Below are 16,610 nucleotides of genomic sequence, written 5' to 3'. Positions count from 1 at the left end.
CTCTTTGAGCCATGCCGCAATATGCGGCATGGCTTTTTTGTTATCTTTTAGTAATGAAACATTTTTGAGGCGACGCATCATCACAGTTTTTTTAACTTTGAAAGTTAATTATTTGTAAACATGGCGTTGATTCTATCCCCTATTGACCGGGTTGAACATATCACTAGAGAAGATTTCATAAACAATTACCTTATACCGCGTAAGCCTTTGGTAATTTCTAAGGCAACCGAAACCTGGCCGGCTTTACAAAAATGGACGTTTGAATATTTAAAGGAAGCTGTTGGTGACCAGATGGTGCCGCTGTATGACAGCTCAAAGGCTGACCCAACTAAACCTATTAACGCGGCAGCATCAGAAATGAAGTTTGCCGATTATATAGATCTTATTCAGCGCGAACCGACAGACCTTCGCATTTTTCTTTTTGACCCGATAAAACATGCGCCTAAGTTGCTGGATGACTACCGTTCGCCTACCGACCTAATAGGTGGCTTTTTAGATAAGTATCCCAATATGTTTTTCGGCGGGGCGGGGTCTGTTACGTTTTTGCATTATGATATAGACCTGGCGCATATTTTCCATACCCATTTTAACGGCCGCAAGCACGTGATGCTGTTCGACTATAAATGGCGCGAACGTTTGTACTGCATTCCGTTTGCTACTTATGCTTTGGAGGACTACGATATCGAACACCCCGACTTTTCTAAATTCCCGGCGCTTGACGGTATTGAGGGGCAGGAAGCCATTTTAGAACACGGCGACACCCTATTCATGCCAACCGGTTTTTGGCATTGGATGAAATACCTCGATGGGTCATTTTCTATTTCACTGCGAGCATGGGATAAATCGTTAGCAGTAAAAGCACATAGCTTGTACAACCTAACCGTCCAGCGGACTTTTGATAATTTTATGAAAAAGAATTTCAAGAAGAAGTACATGGATTGGAAAGAGGAATTGGCCGTAAAACGCGCAAACAGCGCTTTAGCAAATAACGAACCCCGGTAATACCATGCGCAAATACCTGCACATATTCACATTTCTGGTTTTAGTCGGAACTTTGCAAAGCTGCACTGGAGGCATAAACCAAGCCACTTTAACGGGAAAATGGAATTATGTAAAAGTTGGTGTGCCGAATAGCAGTCCGCCGGATACCGTTACCCGTGCCGAGTTGGAGGAGAACAAACCCTACATTGAATTCAAAGCTGATAACAATTTTACCATCACCTGGGGTGGCAAAACACTATCGCACGGTAGGTATGCTATCAGTGGTAAAAATTTAAAGATCAACGAAGATCTGGGTAACGGCAAGCACCGCGATTTTCAGTTTTATGTGTCAGATCTAACAGCAAAGTCTATCACTTTCGAAACTGTTGGAGCAGGCGGATCTAGGGTGACGGCAATTAAAAACTAATGACACGTTGGTTCGGGTGGCGACGGCCAGGGGGGCACGCTAAAATATTCCATACAATCCCAATTCAGAATTTTATAATTTACTGATTATCAATAATTAATATTAAGTAAGCCTGGTATTTGAGTGGCCGCCATGCGGGTTTTTAGTCATCAAATAACTATCATCGCCATGCTATCGCCATAGCATCGCCACCCCATTGCCACGTAGAGGAGAGTTTATACACCATTAAATTTAAAGCCGACAATAACTTTAACATTACCTGGGGTGCTAAGATACTATCCCGCGGTAGGTACACTATCAGTGGTAAAAATTTGAAGATCAATGAAGATCTGGGTAGCGGCAAGCACCGCGATTTTCAGTTTTATGTGTCAGATCTGTCGGCAAAGTCTATTACTTTCGAAACTGTTGGAGCAGGCGGATCAAGGGTGACGGCAGTTAAAAAGCAGTGACATGTTGGGTGGGGTGGCGACGGCCAGGGGGGCACGCTAAAATACCTAATAAACCCCCTACCCACTTTTTATAATTTACTGATTATCAATCATTATTGTTAAGTAAGCCCGGTATTCGTGTGATTCCACCCGGGTTTTTAGTCATCAAATAACTATCATCGCCATGCTATCGCCATAGCATCGCCACCCCATTGCCGGGTAGAGGAGAGTTTATACACCATTAAATTTAAAGCCGATAATAACTTTCTGTTATCAGGGGCGGTAGACACTTTTGCATGGCACGTACGCCGTTAGCGGTTGGAATTTCGAGGTAAACGAGGATCCGGGTAAAGGCACGCACCCCAATTTCAGTTTTATGTGTCAGATCTATCGGCTAAATCCATCAGTTTTGAAACCGTTGGAACAGGCGAATCGGGCGTGACAGCGGTAAAGTAATAGCTCGCTTTTCGATCGTTAATTCAACATCCCTTCTTCGTTCTTTTGTCTTAGCAACAAAAGAACCAAAAATGCCAAGTCAGCACAAGGCTTCCTTGCCGCACAGGCCCTCCCCTGCAAGCCAGACAAAACTACGGGTCGGGATATTTCTGCCGGACGAAATAAAAAGTTCGAGAGGATTGCATGCAAAAATCTCCAATGCCCCTCCCCCCGCGCAAGCCACCATCGTTTTGCCTGTCTTCACCCGAAGCTGTGCGCTGACGTTTGAAAACGGGTAAATGTTGGCACCGAATTGACAATACCGAATGAATGCGGCATCAGTCTGTGCACTAATCACAGGCCTTGAAACTTGCAGAAACATTGAAGCGCAGGGTGCAGCCGCGAGTTTCTTTGGTCACTTTCTTTGACGGTCAAAGAAAGTAACAAGCCCAGCGGCGAATGAGCGAAACCTAACCAAAGGCATTATTAAGGATACGCCATACACTAACCAAACAAATACTTACATTTAGCCAACCAATGTCCCTGCTCGTTATTTTTCTTGCCATCGTTGCGCTTGTATTGCTGGTTAGCTGGGCAAAGGTTAATCCGTTTCTGGCGTTTTTAATCGTGTCTATTGGCGCCGGTTTAGCATTGGGCATCGGGCCCGATAAGGTCATCGCCTCGGTGCAAAAGGGTATGGGCGACACCATGGGTTCGCTGATCATTATTATTTGCCTTGGCGCTATGCTTGGTAAACTGATCGCTACAAGCGGTGCAGCGCAAAAAATAGCCGATGTGCTGGTGCAGGCCGGGGGCGAAAAAAACATTCAATGGGCGCTGGTAGTGGCAGGCATCATTGTAGGCATTCCGCTTTTTTACGGAATCGGTTTTGTGTTAGTGGTCCCGCTTATATTTTCAATCGCCTACAAATACAAGATCAACGCAGTCTATATTGGTCTACCTATGCTTTCGGCCTTGTCGGTTACGCATGGATTTTTGCCACCCCACCCATCTCCTACCGCACTGGTTAAACAGTTTCATGCCGACTTGGGATTGACATTTATCTACGGTTTCATTATTGCCGTGCCTACCATCATTCTGGCAGGTCCGCTTTACGCCCGCACGCTTAAGCATATTAATCCGCAGCCGCTCAAAACATTTCGTGCCCCGCAAATACCTCAAAATCAACTGCCGGGTACGTTCATCAGTTTCTTCTCGGCACTGCTGCCGGTAATCTTGCTGATGGCCGGTACGGCGTATCCATTCCTGCACGTCCAAAACGCAATGTTGAACAGGGTTGCAGCTTTCATAACAGACGGGTCTACGGTAATGCTTATCTCGCTCATCACCGCCACATTTACAGTCGGCATCAGTATGGGTAAGAAAATGGCAGACCTAAGCGCCATCTATGTTGACGCATTAAAAGACATCGCCGTTATACTGCTTATCATTGCCGGCTCGGGCGCATTTAAACAAGTTTTGGTTGACAGCGGTATAAGCACTCAGATAGCCGGGCAGATTCAAAGCCTCAACATTCCGCCGCTAATCATGGGCTGGCTTATAGCAGCCATAATCCGCATTAGCCTGGGGTCGAGCACCGTGGCCGGACTAACCGCAGCCGCCATTGTAGCACCCACGGTTATTCAATATCATGTAAACCCAAACCTCATGGTGCTGTCCATCGGCGCAGGCAGTTTGGTGTTATCGCACGTAAATGATTCGGGCTTTTGGCTCTATAAAGAATATTTCAATCTGAGTATTAAAGACACGTTCCGCTCGTGGAGCGCCATGGAAACGCTGGTTGCCATTTGCGGTTTAGGGGGTGTACTGCTGTTGAATTTGGTGGTGTAAGGGCCTCAGTCAAATACTCGTTATGATTGTCTCACCCAACCGTCTCCTGTTATTGCCTCACCCCAAACCCCTCTCCAAAGGAGAGGGCTTTATGCCATCTTTGTGACTATCGTGGTGTAGGATCTTTTTGATCCTCTCCTCTGTGTGGCCTCACCCAAACCCTCTCCAAAGGAGAGGGCTTTTTCTTCTAATTAGAGGGCTTTCAACCTTATATCTATCGACGTATAAAACTGTAAACCCCTCTCCTTCGGAGAGGGGTTTGGGGAGAGGTCAAACCTTTAGATTTGTTTGAAATCGAATCTTTTGGGGAGAAGTAAACCTTAAGCTTTGTTAAACTCAGATCTTCAAGCCCCTCTGTTTCGGAGAGGGGTTGGGGAGAGGTAAAAAGTCGATTCTTAACTCTCTTTTAAACTTTATTAACCGCCCCGTTAGTCAGGTTCACGGTATAATTCACACCATTCAGCGTCAGGTTAGCCAGGTTGGTGGTGTTAAAAGTGAGGGTACCTGTATAGCTGTAATTGCCTGATGCTGCTGCTACGCCGGCGTTAGTATCCGTTCCGGTAATGGTGAATGTTGCGGTGCCGCCAACAATGTAGCGGTTCGGCTTACTTACAAGCAGCTTTTTAAGTGTGATATTGATATTGCTGGTTGTTGCAGTCTGGCTGGTGTTGTTGTATTGATAATTCCCCTGGCGTACATAAGTGCCATCAACAGTGTAGTAAGTCGCGGTAGCCAAAATTCCGCCGATATTGAATAAGGAGCTACCCGAATTGGACGATACGACGTTTGTGTTACTGAAAGTACCTGTATAGGAAGAAGTGTTAACCGCGCTGTCGGCCTGTGTGCTGTTTTTACACAACACCACCAGCTTATTTTTATTGATGTACTTATAGGTAGTAGTTGCGCCCGCCGGATTTTGCTGTACGGTACTGTCAGACCGGATAGTGCCACAAGCCGAATTTGCATTCACCATGTTTTGTGCGCTAAGCGTTACCTGGCCTACCAGGTTTACTATCCCATCGGCATCATTAGCTAAAGTGGTGCCCACATTACTCGCCGCGTTGCCTGGCTGGTTGTTATAATAGTAGCCACCGCCGTTGCGGTAATAACGGTCTTTTGTACAACCCGCAAAGGCTGCAACAATTAAAGAAAAAGCTGCAAAACGTAGAATTTTTTCCATGGCAATAGGGATATTTTGCTTTGACGTATGAAAATAAAAAAGGTTTAAGCCGAAGAAGAATTTTTTAGACATTTTTCTCTCGTCTAAATAGCAGAGCCTTACTCATCCTGCTTTTTTTATTCGCTAAATTGCCTGCCTATGGAAAATAAACAATATGGCGTTATAGGCTTGGGTAAAATGGGCAGCAACCTGGCGCTGCAGGCTGTAGAAAAGGGCTACGAAATTGTAGGATATGACATGTATCCGCCACCGGGCTTGTCAGAAACAAACCTGGTTTTGGCAGCAGACCTCGAAGACCTGGTAAACAAACTCCAGACACCCCGAAAAATATTCTTGTACATACCGGCAGGCGTTGCCGTTGATACTGTAATAGGACAACTATCGCCGCTGCTTACCGGGGGCGATATTATTATAGATGGCGGCAACTCTTACTGGGGCGACAGCATACGCCGTGCAAGGCAGCTTAAAGATGATAAGGGCATCCACCTGATAGACTGCGGTACCAGCGGCGGCGTAAGCGGCGCGCGCAATGGTGCTTGTTTTATGGTTGGCGGCGATAAAGATGCTGTGACTTCTATCGAAGGCTTACTGCGCGATCTGGCAGTGCCTAACGGCTACAGTTATACCGGCAACTCGGGTTCAGGCCATTTTGTTAAACTGGTGCATAATGGGATCGAATTTGGCATGCTGCAAGCCATTGGCGAAGGTATGGACCTGCTGGCCAATTACCGCGAAGAGCTAGACATCAGCGATATTTTACTGACGTGGAATAATGGCTCTGTGATACGATCATGGCTGATAGAGCTGATGAAAAAGCTTTACGATGAGAAGCAGGGTTTTAACGTACCAAAATATGTGGAAGATACCGGCGAGGTTAACTGGCTTGTTACAGATGCCATGCACATGGAAGTGCCTATCCCGGTCATTGCGCAATCGGTTATGCAGTTGATCGCTTCGCGCGATGATAAAAATGTGGCTCCAAAGGCTGTCGCCATGATGCGTAACGGTTTCGGCGGTCACCCGTTCGGCCCAGATGACCACATCCGTTATGAAAGGCATTTTGGCAAAGTTGGCGGGTACGAACAGCCGGCGCAAGAATAGCAGACAAACAATTTGTTGTACAATTAAACCATTTGCTGTAACCTGTGTTCATAGTATTACATTAAAGGACATACTTATGAAACAGAAACTTTTTTGCCTTAGCTTGATCATGTCGGTAATGCTTGCCTTTACCACTCAAGTGCAGGCGCAGCACAAAAAAATAAGCTCGCAAGGCAAGGGAGCAATAATTGGCGGCGCAGGCGGTGCCATAGCCGGCGGGTTAATAGGTCATAGCGTTGGCGGCGCCTTGATTGGTGGCGCCATTGGTGCCGGCGGCGGTTACGTAGTTGGTAACGAAATACGCAAACATAAAGTGAAAAAACGCCGCGAAAACTGGCGTGCACACCACGTATTGGTGCGCAAGGCTAAATATAAATATGTGCCGTAAATAAAATCAGGACTGATATTACCAGGCCCTTCTGATATTCAGAAGGGCTTTTTTGTTATCGGTTATCTACTGTTGAGCAGATCCGCTGCGAGGGTTTTAAATTCGACGCTGCTAAAATCTACGCCGTTATGTCCCTTCTCGTTGTCTACCAGCCAGAATTTTGCCTTTAATAAAGCGGCAAGTTCCGAGGCCGGCAGTGGATTTACGCTATGGTCGTTCCTGGCATTTACGATCACCATTTTGGCTTTAATGTGCTTTGCCGTTTCTTCCATAGATCCGCCATACTTATTACTAACATCTTGACCCATAAGGGCGGTTAACTGTGTATAAAAATTATTCCAGTCGAAAGCCTGCGGTTTTTCAAACGAAGCCATGCGTTGTGCGGCGTCTTCGCGTTTTACATTTCTGGCGATATTAAGTGGTGTGGTGAGGTTCATATCGGCATACATTGCGGCAAGCGGAATTGCAGGGTTAGCGGTATAGTTGCCGTGATTGAAGTTTATATTCTGCTCTATTAATCGTTTTAAGATATTGGTTACAAACAAATCGTAGCTGCTTAAACGCGGACTGCCTACTATGGGCAAAGCGCGGTCCACAAAATCCGGATAGCTTACCACCCATTGATAAACCTGGAAACCGCCCATCGATATACCAAATATGGCATACAGGTGGTTTATGCCGAGGGTCTTTGTAAGCATAGCATGTTGGCTGTTCACCATATCTTCAATAGTTATTGCCGGAAATTTGTTGCCGTGCTGCGTTGGGCTGTTACTTGGCGATGATGACACCCCGTCGCCCAAGGCGTCAACCAGTATCAAACAATATTTAGTGGTATCAATAAACTGCCACGGCTTGGTATACATTACCAAACCATTTGTGGTACCCGTAAACCAGGTTGGGAATAATACCGCGTTATTTTTAGCTGCGTTGAGTTTGCCAAACATTTGATAACCAACCTTACAGTCCGTTATTTCGCTACCGCCTGTTGTTTTAAAGTTACCTATGGATGCTATCTGTATGGTTTTAGCAAAGGAAGTACTGCATACCCATATTAAGAGTAAGACAATCAGGCAACGCTTCATAATTTCTTCAGTTTTCTGTAACATCATTGTACCGGTTTTCGTAAAATAAGGCAGTGCATTTCATTTAACTAACTTTAACATTGCCATGATTTGCAGCGGATGGAAATTCGCTAATTTTGCTGAACTATTAAACGGAATATTTCTTAATTTTAAGTGCAAAGGATCGATCGCATTTGGTATTTGAAACTTAAGGTTATCCGCTAAATTTGTACTACCCCTAATTTAATATGTCAAAAAGGATACTGATCATTGACGACAATAACGACATCCTGGACATTGTGCAGGAAACGCTTACCTATGAGAACTTCGAGGTAATTGCCCGTAATGATGCAAAGGACTACATGACCGTGATCGATGAATTCAATCCCGATCTGCTCATCCTTGACTTCCGCCTGGGCAATATCACCGGCGGTGAGATCTGTCAGCAGGTAAAAGCCACCCCTCAATACGCCAACCTTCCGGTTATTATCTTTTCGGCTTACATCAACCGCAAAGACGACCTGTTTAAATACGGCTGCGACGCCACCATTGACAAACCGTTTGACCTTACCGAATTAATAGACAAGGTTAACGGCCTTGTGTATCCGCAAACGGCCTAAAACAGGCATCACCCTAGCCCTCTCCAAAGGAGAGGGAGTTGTAAAGATCCTTTATTTCAATCCCAAAGCATTTACATAATCGCGGTTAACGCGCGCGTTGCTGAATTTACTGTTCTCTAACATTTGATATAACGCTTTTTTAATTTTTGCACGGTCTGCCGGCGCTGCTTTGCGTATCTGCTCAAATGTGTCGCGTTTCTTTTGGGTGTAGTCGATTAATTCGTCATAACCTTCGGGCTTGTTAAACGTCACGAAACTGCTTTCGCTATCCATTTTTTTATAGGGCCAAAAGTGCCAGCCAATGTTATTCGCTTCCAGCAGTTTTCTGAAATTTACTATCCAGTCCGTCTTATTTTCACCGGTCTCGCCGCAATAGATGGGCACCTGGTATTTGTTGCTGTAGTCCACGTAATCTTTGATCACATCCTGGGTGGTCTCTGTCCAGTATTTGTGAAAGGTGTATACGGCCTTGCTATCGAAGGGCTTGCCGAACACCTTAAAGTTGCTGTCCCATTGTGCGCCGCCTAAAAACACCATATGATTTTTATCAACCTTACGAATAGCGGCAGTAATTTCTTTGTACAGTGGCTCCAGGTATGGGTTTATCTTGTCGACATCGAAATAATGTGCGATGGGCTCATTCAGCAGGTCATAACCCATCACTATCGGCTCATTTTTGTACCTCGCGGCAATTTTTGTCCAGATAGATACTGTAAGCTGCCTTGCCTGCGGACTGGTAAACAAAAACGGATAACCGTCGCCATCATCTATGTTGTCACCCGTTTGGCCGCCCGGTGCGCAGTGCATATCCAGTATCACGTACAAGTTTTCCTTTTTGCACCAGCCGATCAGGCGGTCTAAGAGTTTAAACCCGCGGTTAGGGTCGGTATCATTTAAGTAAGTTTCGTTGGCGAACAAGCGGTAATTGAACGGCACCCGAATAGAGTTACAGCCAATGCTTTTCAAATAATGTATATCTGCCGCGGTGATGTAATTGTTTAAGTACGCACGCCAGAACAACCGCGCTTCATCCGGGCCTAAAACCTCACTTACCGCCTGGCTGATCAGCCGTGGCGAGCTAACGTCCTTAAATTTAAACATGTAACCCTCGGGTACCAGCCAGTTGCCCAGGTTTGTACCTTTTATCAAGAACGGTTTGCCGTTAGCGCCTATAATTTGTTTACCCCTTGTAGTGATAAATTTCGCATTTGAGGACGACGGCATTTGCGCCATGGCAAACACAACTAAAAGCAGCAGGCACGCTGTAGTGATGATCTTTTTCATAGTAAATGCAAATTAAATGCTTAAAAATTAAAATCGGAATGATGAGTTGTAACGTTTGTCACGGTGTTCATTATACACAATTGTTTGTAACAATAAATCAATGGCATAAGTATTGCTAAGTATCAGACAGATAAAAAAATATTCGGCCTAAAGCAAAATCCCAGCAGAACCTGTAACGATGTTAAAGTTTAACGAGTATTTAAGAGACGATAAAGATGAGCCGCATATTAGCTGTAGACGACGATAAAGATATCCTTGAGGTATTACAATTCATACTAGAAGACTCCGGTTATACCGTTGATACCCTTTCTGACGGAAAAAAATTGTTCGAAAAAATAGACGAACACTACCCCGATCTGATATTACTGGACATTATGCTGGGCAATACAGACGGACGGGAACTTTGCAAGAACATTAAATCTGCCGATAGTACCCGCCGCATACCGGTGATCATGATCTCGGCAAGCCATAGCCTTAACGATGTTCTGCGTCAAGAATGCGCACCTGACGACTTTTTGCCAAAGCCTTTCGACATATCCGTATTGCTTAATAAGATCAACAAACAGTTAGCGGCCTGATCCGGCGGCTTTTAACTCCGTATCTATCTTTTTGTTCCAAACTTCTTGCTGCCCAAGGTTCATGCCGTGGCGGGTTTCTGTATCATATTGCTTTTGCATGGCGGTTATTTGCCTTAATGCGTCAAAATAGGCTACGTTAATATCGCCATCGTAATTATGCACAGGCAGCTGTTGTGCCAGCAACCCCTTCTTGAACCGATTGCTGATGATCTTTACAATATCGAAATGCCGCTGCTCATGGTTTAAGTTAACATCATTTTTCTGGCCCGGCTCAACGTATGCTGCGCTCTTAGGAAGGAAAACCTTCAGGCGCATCTCAACTATTAACTCGCCGCTTTTAACCTCATTACTTTCAGTAAATCCTAAACCCGGAATAACTTCCGCGGCGTAGCCGCCGCGCGCGCTTACCTTATCCTGAAAGTCATCCCACGTCAAAGGACGCTTCGGCGAATAGTATATGGTGTCGCTTTCTTCTTTCTCCGTATAATCTTTAAAGACTAATCTCACATTGTTAGCCAGGGCGGCATCGTTATTTTTATGCTGGTCAAGCCAGTCATTAAAAAACTTAAGGCTGTTTTGGATACCCATGCGAATATAAATATCAGCCGCGCCGGTTTGATTAGGCAAGCGCGAATACCGTACCGCTCCTTTATAATCTATTAGATGAGTATAGAGGTCATCGCCTATAACCAGGTCGAAACCAAATTGTATCTGTAATTCGCCATCGACAGACTTGCCGTTAATGGTGGTTTCGTTCAAGAGAAGTTTCTTTATAGAAATCCGCACCGGTTTGGCTTTACCGGCTACAACAGTATTATCATCAATGTACTTTTTAACCGCCCCGGCCACACCATTGGCAAAAGACAACTGACTGACCTGGTTGGTGCGTGGCAATAAGATGCTTCCCGGCTTGGCAACTTTCGGCGTGGCATCGGTCAGCTCTGTTATTTGAAAACCGTTGAGCCGTGTCTTTACCAATTCATTTTTTAAGGCAAGTTGTGTCGGGCTGGTATTTCGTGGCTGACCTGCAAAAACCGGTAGAGCTATGCTAACAAAAAAGCAAAATGTTGAGAAGCCGTATAATGTTGATAATAAATTGGTTTTGCATCAATCTGCGCTGGTGTACTCAAACGTAAGGTTTTTACGCTTATTATAAACTTTACAATCCAAATGGCGCTTATTTTTTTGTCCCGGCGATAACATCAATTTTTTACCTTCGTTATAAAGGTATTTTATTGCATTTTTTGATATTTGCCGCCGTGTAATCAGGCTGCCTTTCGCCCTTATAGCACCTTGTATGACTAAAACGATATATCTATCTCTACTCACCGGACTCTTCTTCATCACATCGGCTTCGGCGCAGCAAAACCCATCCTTTCTCTATCATCGCAGTTATAACGCTGCTAAAGAGTTGCTTGACAGGGGACAATACGTTGCGGCGGCAGAGCAGTTCAGGCAGGTAGAAAAAATGGAGAACAAAACCCGTAACCAGCCGCAATTCGAGTCGGAACTTACGTTGCTTAAAGAAAATGCGTACTACTACGAAGCCCTTTGCGCGCTTGAGCTAGGCAACGATGATGCTGAAAGCCTTTTTTTAAGCTTCATTAAAAAGTATCCGGAGAACCCGCTTACCAAATTAGCCTTCTTCCAGATAGGCAGTTCTTATTTCAAGCGGGCGCTGTATACTGATGCCATCCGTTGGTTTGATAAGGTAAAAGCCGGCGATCTGAGCGGCCGCGAAAACGTAGAATATAAGTTTAGAAAAGGCTATACCTATTTTTCTGTTGCCGACTATAGGAATGCTCAGCAACTGTTTGGTGAAGTGCGTAACACACATTCATCTTACGCCTTAGACGCGACTTATTACTATGCCTACATCGCGTATCTGAACAAAGACTACCACGTTGCGCTGGTCAACTTTGAGAAGCTTAAAAACTCAAAAAAATACGAGAACAGCTACCCTTATTACATTACCGCGGTTTACTTTTTAGACAAGCGATATGACGATGTGATCAGCTATGCCATTCCAATTCTCAATAGCACGCATCAGCAAAATGAGACCGAAATGCTGCGTATAGTGGCTGCATCTTATTTCGCCAAAGCCGATTATCCAAACTCGGTTAAATACTACTCGCGTTTCCGCAGTCAGGATATGGGCAAAACCCAAAATACGCAGGATAGCTACCAGATGGGTTATGCTTATTATGAAACTAAAGATTATAAGAACGCCGCCCGTGAGCTCGAAAAACTGGTAGATGGAAATGACGTTTACGCGCAAAATGGTAATTATATTTTGGGTGATGTTTTCCTGAAACTGAACAACAAACAAGGCGCCCGCAACGCGTACCAGGTAGCTTCTAAGCTAGACTTTGACAAGCAATTGCAGGAAGATGGCCTGTATCAATATGCCAAACTTTCTTACGAACTTGATTTTAACACCCAGGCTTTAGAAGCCACACGTTTATACCTTAAAAATTATCCGAGAAGCCGCCGTACAGATGAAGTGAAAACCTTGCTTGGCGAAGAACTTTTAAACTCGCGCAACTACCGCGAAGCTGTTGAGATACTGGAGCCGATAGTGAATACCTCGCAGCCGGCTAAGGTAGCCTATCAAAAAGTGACCTATTACCGCGGTTTAGAGTTTATTAATGAGCGTGCTTTTGAAAATGCCATCGGCATATTTATCCGTTCGCTTAAATACCCGCAAGACGACCACATTACGGCGCTTACCACCTATTGGCAAGCCGAAGCGATGTACGAGGTGCGCAAATATGCCGAATCGGTTTTAAAGTTCGAGGACTTTTTAGACTTACCTGCTGCCCGCCAGACTGATGTTTACAATTATGCGAACTATGCCCTCGCATACGCTGCTTTTAATGACGAGAAGTATAAAAAGGCTGCAACGTATTTTGAACGCTTTTTAGCAGGCGATGAAAAAGATAAAAACACCGCTACAGATGCCATAACCCGCCTGGGCGATAGCTACTTCGTAATGAAAAGTTACGGCCGGGCTTTGGATTATTATAACCGCATCATAGACCAGCATAGCCAGGGACAGGATTACGCCTTGTTTCAGCGTGGCATGATCCAGGGATTGCAAGGTTCGCCGGATACAAAAATAGCTACGCTGAACGACGTCCTAAACCGTTTTCCAAATTCGGATTTCGCGGATGACGCGGCTTTCGAGATCGCTTACACCTACTTTTTAAAGAGCAATGGCGACGAGGCTAAGACTCAGTTGCAGGCCATGATCAAAAAATATCCTAACAGCAGCTATGTGCCGCGTGCGTTGGCGACCATCGGCCTCATAGACTACAACGCCGACCGGGATGACGAAGCGATCGTCTCATTCAAGCAGGTAATACAATCTTATCCGCAGACAGACGAAGCTAAGCAAGCGCTTAAACAAATAGAAAAGATCTACACAGACAAAGGCGACGCGCAAACATTTATAAGCTATGCTACGACTACGCCTATCGGCAACTATTCGGCTGCCGAGCAGGAAAGCATCATGTCTACTGCTGCCAATAATCTTTATTTGCGCGGCGACTGGCAGGGAACGGTATCGGCAGTGAATGCTTACTATGATAAATTCAGCAAACCTATTTATGATAAGCAGATGCGCTTTATAAGGGCGCAAAGCTTGGTAAACCTGAACCGCGGCGACGAGGCGGTGGTTGATTACAATACCATCCTAAACGATTGGACGAGCCCTTACACAGAGAAGTCGCTCATCAGCATGGCTAACTACTATCTTAAACAGAAGAAATACAATGAGGCTGTGGTTTTCTTAAAACGTTTGGAGACCAACTCAGAATATAAAGCCGACTATACTTACGCCATCAACAACCTGATATTGTGTTATTCCAAAATGGAGATGCCGGATGATGTACTTAAATATGTAAAACTCATCAGGGCAAATGAAAAATCATCAGACGAGGATAAGTATAAAACCGGGTTATACGCTGGCAAAGCTTATTTGTTAAACGCCGATACAGCTGCTGCACTAAAAGAATTGGCTTACACCGTTGCTTCTACAAAAACTATCAGCGCTGCGGAAGCGAAATACAACATTGCTTTAGTTGAATACGAGCGCGGCAGTTATGAGGCTTCGCAGAAAACATGTTTCGACCTGGTGAACAAGATGCCGAACTACGATTACTGGGTAGCTAAAAGCTTCATTCTATTGGCGGATGATTATGTGAGGCTGAAAGACAATTTCCAGGCAAAGGCAACGCTGCAAAGCGTGATAGATAATTACAAAGGCGATGACGATATTTTGCCAGAAGCTCATGCCAGGCTGGATAAACTGTCGCCGGCTAAAGCGGCCGACAAAGCGGCGACAGATAGCACAGCAATTACACCAGAGACAAAAAAACCGGGTAAAAACTAATAAGCGCGACAACAAATGATATCTACATATAAAACCGGTTTAATAATTTTCTTATTGGCATTCGGGTTAACCGCGTCTGCACAAACGCAGAAAGCAAAGCCCAAAACTGCCGCGCCTGCAAAGAAAACGGTAGCCGTTAAAAAACCAACGCCGGCATCGGCTAAGCAAAAAGCAGCAGCCAAAAAATTAGGCGATGTTGCAGCGAAGATTCCTTTGGCCGATACCACTAAAAAGAGCGGCGCTAATAATGCCGCTGACAACAAAAATGGCGGCAGCCTGTCAGAAGAGATCATCGTAACTACCAGCTATAAGCCGGTACTGGCAGACGCGGTTAAGATTCGCCGCAACCCTGATCTGGAGGACAAAACGCCCTATAAGGCGCCGCTGTCATACACCAGCATTGACAAACGTCTTGAACGCAACACAGACATAAAACAACTGGAGGCCATGAAGCTACCTGCGCCAAAGGATTCGATACCCAACAATAACTACGTAAAAGTGGGCGCGGGTAATTTGAAGACCACCTTTGCAGAATTATACGTAGATAATGGCCGCGACGCTGCATTGCAGGTAGGCGGATGGGCCAAACACCTTGGCCAATCTGGCAACGACGCGTATAAGCAAACGAAAAATCGCCAGGAGGCAGGTATCTTCGCCAAATCTATAAATGGTGAGAATACCGTTAGCGGCCGCATCACTTATAACCGTGAGCAGAATTATTATTACGGATTTTCCCCGACCGCTTTTACACTTGCTACAACACCAAACCCGGCTTCGCAAACCTATAACACCATTGGTGCCGAAGCCGAATTAGTAAAAAACTTTGTTGATACCGACCGTGTGTTCGACTACGCGTTAAAAGCTAAGGGCTATGTATTTAGCAATGCCAACCAAATGCGTGAAAATAATTTGGTGATCAACGGCTTTATCAACCAAACTGTTAAACAGTTTTATGCGGGCTTGAGCGGCACGCTCGATTTGGCATCTCAAAAAGACGCGGCTTACAGCATCAACAATAACATCTTCCGTGCTAACCCTTACCTTAAATTTCAGGGCGATAGCTACAAGATAGACGCGGGTGTAAACATTGTTACCCAGTTCGGCAATAACTCAAAAGTTTCAATATATCCTGCAGCAAAGGCAGAGGTTCAGGTTGTGCCCGATTATGTTCGTTTGTTTGTAGAGGCCAAAGGCGATGTCAACCGTGCATCTTTAAGGAATTTTGCTGATGAGAATCCATTCATTGGCCAGAACATTGCCATTGCCAATACAGAAGATCAGCTCGACCTAACTGCAGGCATCAAAGGGACTATTACCGCGGGGCTTGGCTTTAAGGCACTGGTTTTCCGTAACAGGGTAAAGAATTTGCCGTTATTTGTGAGCAACCTAAACACCACCACTTTTAATAACCAGTTTGCTGTGGTTTATGATGATGGCTACGCTACCCTAAGCGGGTTTCGCGCCGAGTTGGATTACAAGGCGTCGTCTGAAGTTGACATATTTGGCAAAGGCGAATACATAGATTACAAAATGGCTAACCAGTTAGCCGCATGGAACCTTCCCAACTTTAAACTAACAGCAGGTGCGGTTTTGCATATCACAGATAAGGTAGACGTAAACGCGTCACTGCTGCTCCGCGGCGATACAAAGGACATTGGGTATCCAATGGCGCTTAGTCCGCTAAGTGTACAGCAAACTGTAACACCATCTGTCATCCCGTCTTTTACAGATGTAAATGCCGGAGTGTCTTATAAAGTTACAAGCAAAGTGTCTGTATTTGTGCAGGCAAACAACCTGTTAAACAGCAATTACAGGCAGTGGTTGTACTATCGTAACTACGGATTTAATATATTTGGGGGCGTTGGCTTTGGTTTTTAACTAAA

14 protein-coding genes are annotated in these 16,610 nt (G+C 45.1%); 10 read left to right on the top strand and 4 right to left on the bottom strand.

Annotated features, from left to right (window positions below; translation table 11 throughout):
• Positions 1-120: 120 nt before the first annotated feature.
• From GO620_RS01025 to GO620_RS01010, 4 genes are all read left to right on the top strand, one after another.
• Complete coding sequence (locus GO620_RS01025; protein WP_157523219.1) at positions 121-1,002, top strand: cupin-like domain-containing protein; 882 nt, start codon at positions 121-123, stop codon at positions 1,000-1,002.
• Positions 1,003-1,006: 4 nt separating this feature from the next.
• Positions 1,007-1,408, top strand: coding sequence for a lipocalin family protein (locus GO620_RS01020; RefSeq protein ID WP_157523222.1), 402 nt, complete (start codon positions 1,007-1,009; stop codon positions 1,406-1,408).
• A 311-nt stretch (positions 1,409-1,719) separates the two neighbouring features.
• Entirely contained in the window at positions 1,720-1,857 is a 138-nt protein-coding gene (locus GO620_RS01015) for a hypothetical protein (protein ID WP_157523224.1), read from the top strand.
• Positions 1,858-2,808: 951 nt separating this feature from the next.
• Positions 2,809-4,122: a gluconate:H+ symporter gene (locus GO620_RS01010; RefSeq protein ID WP_157523226.1), complete on the top strand. Its 1,314-nt coding sequence runs from the start codon at positions 2,809-2,811 to the stop codon at positions 4,120-4,122.
• A 406-nt stretch (positions 4,123-4,528) separates the two neighbouring features.
• Here GO620_RS01010 and GO620_RS01005 read toward each other — a convergent pair whose 3' ends face one another.
• The gene (locus GO620_RS01005; RefSeq protein WP_157523228.1) at positions 4,529-5,302 is read right to left on the bottom strand and encodes a hypothetical protein; all 774 of its coding nucleotides are present in this window, start codon (positions 5,300-5,302) and stop codon (positions 4,529-4,531) included.
• A 138-nt stretch (positions 5,303-5,440) separates the two neighbouring features.
• Between GO620_RS01005 and gnd the strand changes: the two genes are divergently transcribed.
• Together gnd and GO620_RS00995 are read left to right on the top strand one after the other, a co-directional pair.
• Positions 5,441-6,403, top strand: coding sequence for a phosphogluconate dehydrogenase (NAD(+)-dependent, decarboxylating) (gnd, locus tag GO620_RS01000; protein WP_157523230.1), 963 nt, complete (start codon positions 5,441-5,443; stop codon positions 6,401-6,403).
• A gap of 76 nt (positions 6,404-6,479) precedes the next feature.
• A complete protein-coding gene (locus GO620_RS00995; protein WP_157523232.1) occupies positions 6,480-6,791 on the top strand; it encodes a glycine zipper 2TM domain-containing protein in 312 nt (103 codons plus the stop codon).
• Between the two features lie 62 nt (positions 6,792-6,853).
• On the opposite strand, the gene GO620_RS00990 is transcribed toward GO620_RS00995, so the two are convergent.
• Entirely contained in the window at positions 6,854-7,900 is a 1,047-nt protein-coding gene (locus tag GO620_RS00990) for an alpha/beta fold hydrolase (RefSeq protein WP_157523234.1), read from the bottom strand.
• 200 nt (positions 7,901-8,100) lie between these two features.
• Between GO620_RS00990 and GO620_RS00985 the strand changes: the two genes are divergently transcribed.
• Entirely contained in the window at positions 8,101-8,472 is a 372-nt protein-coding gene (locus GO620_RS00985; RefSeq protein WP_157523236.1) for a response regulator, read from the top strand.
• A gap of 51 nt (positions 8,473-8,523) precedes the next feature.
• Here the strand turns inward: GO620_RS00985 and GO620_RS00980 are convergent, their stop codons facing one another.
• A complete protein-coding gene (locus GO620_RS00980; protein WP_157523238.1) occupies positions 8,524-9,756 on the bottom strand; it encodes a glycoside hydrolase family 5 protein in 1,233 nt (410 codons plus the stop codon).
• Between the two features lie 215 nt (positions 9,757-9,971).
• On the opposite strand from GO620_RS00980, the gene GO620_RS00975 reads away from it, so the two are divergent.
• Positions 9,972-10,334: a response regulator transcription factor gene (locus GO620_RS00975; RefSeq protein WP_157523240.1), complete on the top strand. Its 363-nt coding sequence runs from the start codon at positions 9,972-9,974 to the stop codon at positions 10,332-10,334.
• Here GO620_RS00975 and GO620_RS00970 read toward each other — a convergent pair.
• Positions 10,323-11,312, bottom strand: a complete 990-nt coding sequence (locus tag GO620_RS00970; RefSeq protein ID WP_157523242.1) for a hypothetical protein — start codon at positions 11,310-11,312, stop codon at positions 10,323-10,325. The two genes, GO620_RS00975 and GO620_RS00970, sit on opposite strands and share 12 nt — an antisense overlap.
• A 319-nt stretch (positions 11,313-11,631) precedes the next feature.
• On the opposite strand from GO620_RS00970, the gene GO620_RS00965 reads away from it, so the two are divergent.
• Both GO620_RS00965 and GO620_RS00960 read left to right on the top strand, forming a co-directional pair.
• Positions 11,632-14,727, top strand: coding sequence for a tetratricopeptide repeat protein (locus GO620_RS00965; protein WP_157523243.1), 3,096 nt, complete (start codon positions 11,632-11,634; stop codon positions 14,725-14,727).
• A 15-nt stretch (positions 14,728-14,742) separates the two neighbouring features.
• Positions 14,743-16,605 (top strand): TonB-dependent receptor, encoded by a 1,863-nt coding sequence (locus tag GO620_RS00960; RefSeq protein WP_157523244.1) that lies wholly within the window; start codon positions 14,743-14,745, stop codon positions 16,603-16,605.
• Positions 16,606-16,610 lie beyond the last annotated feature (5 nt).

The sequence above is a fragment of the Mucilaginibacter ginkgonis genome, from assembly GCF_009754905.2.
GTDB classification, from domain to species: Bacteria; Bacteroidota; Bacteroidia; order Sphingobacteriales; family Sphingobacteriaceae; genus Mucilaginibacter; species Mucilaginibacter ginkgonis.
This window is presented reverse-complemented; position numbering and strand designations above follow the sequence as displayed.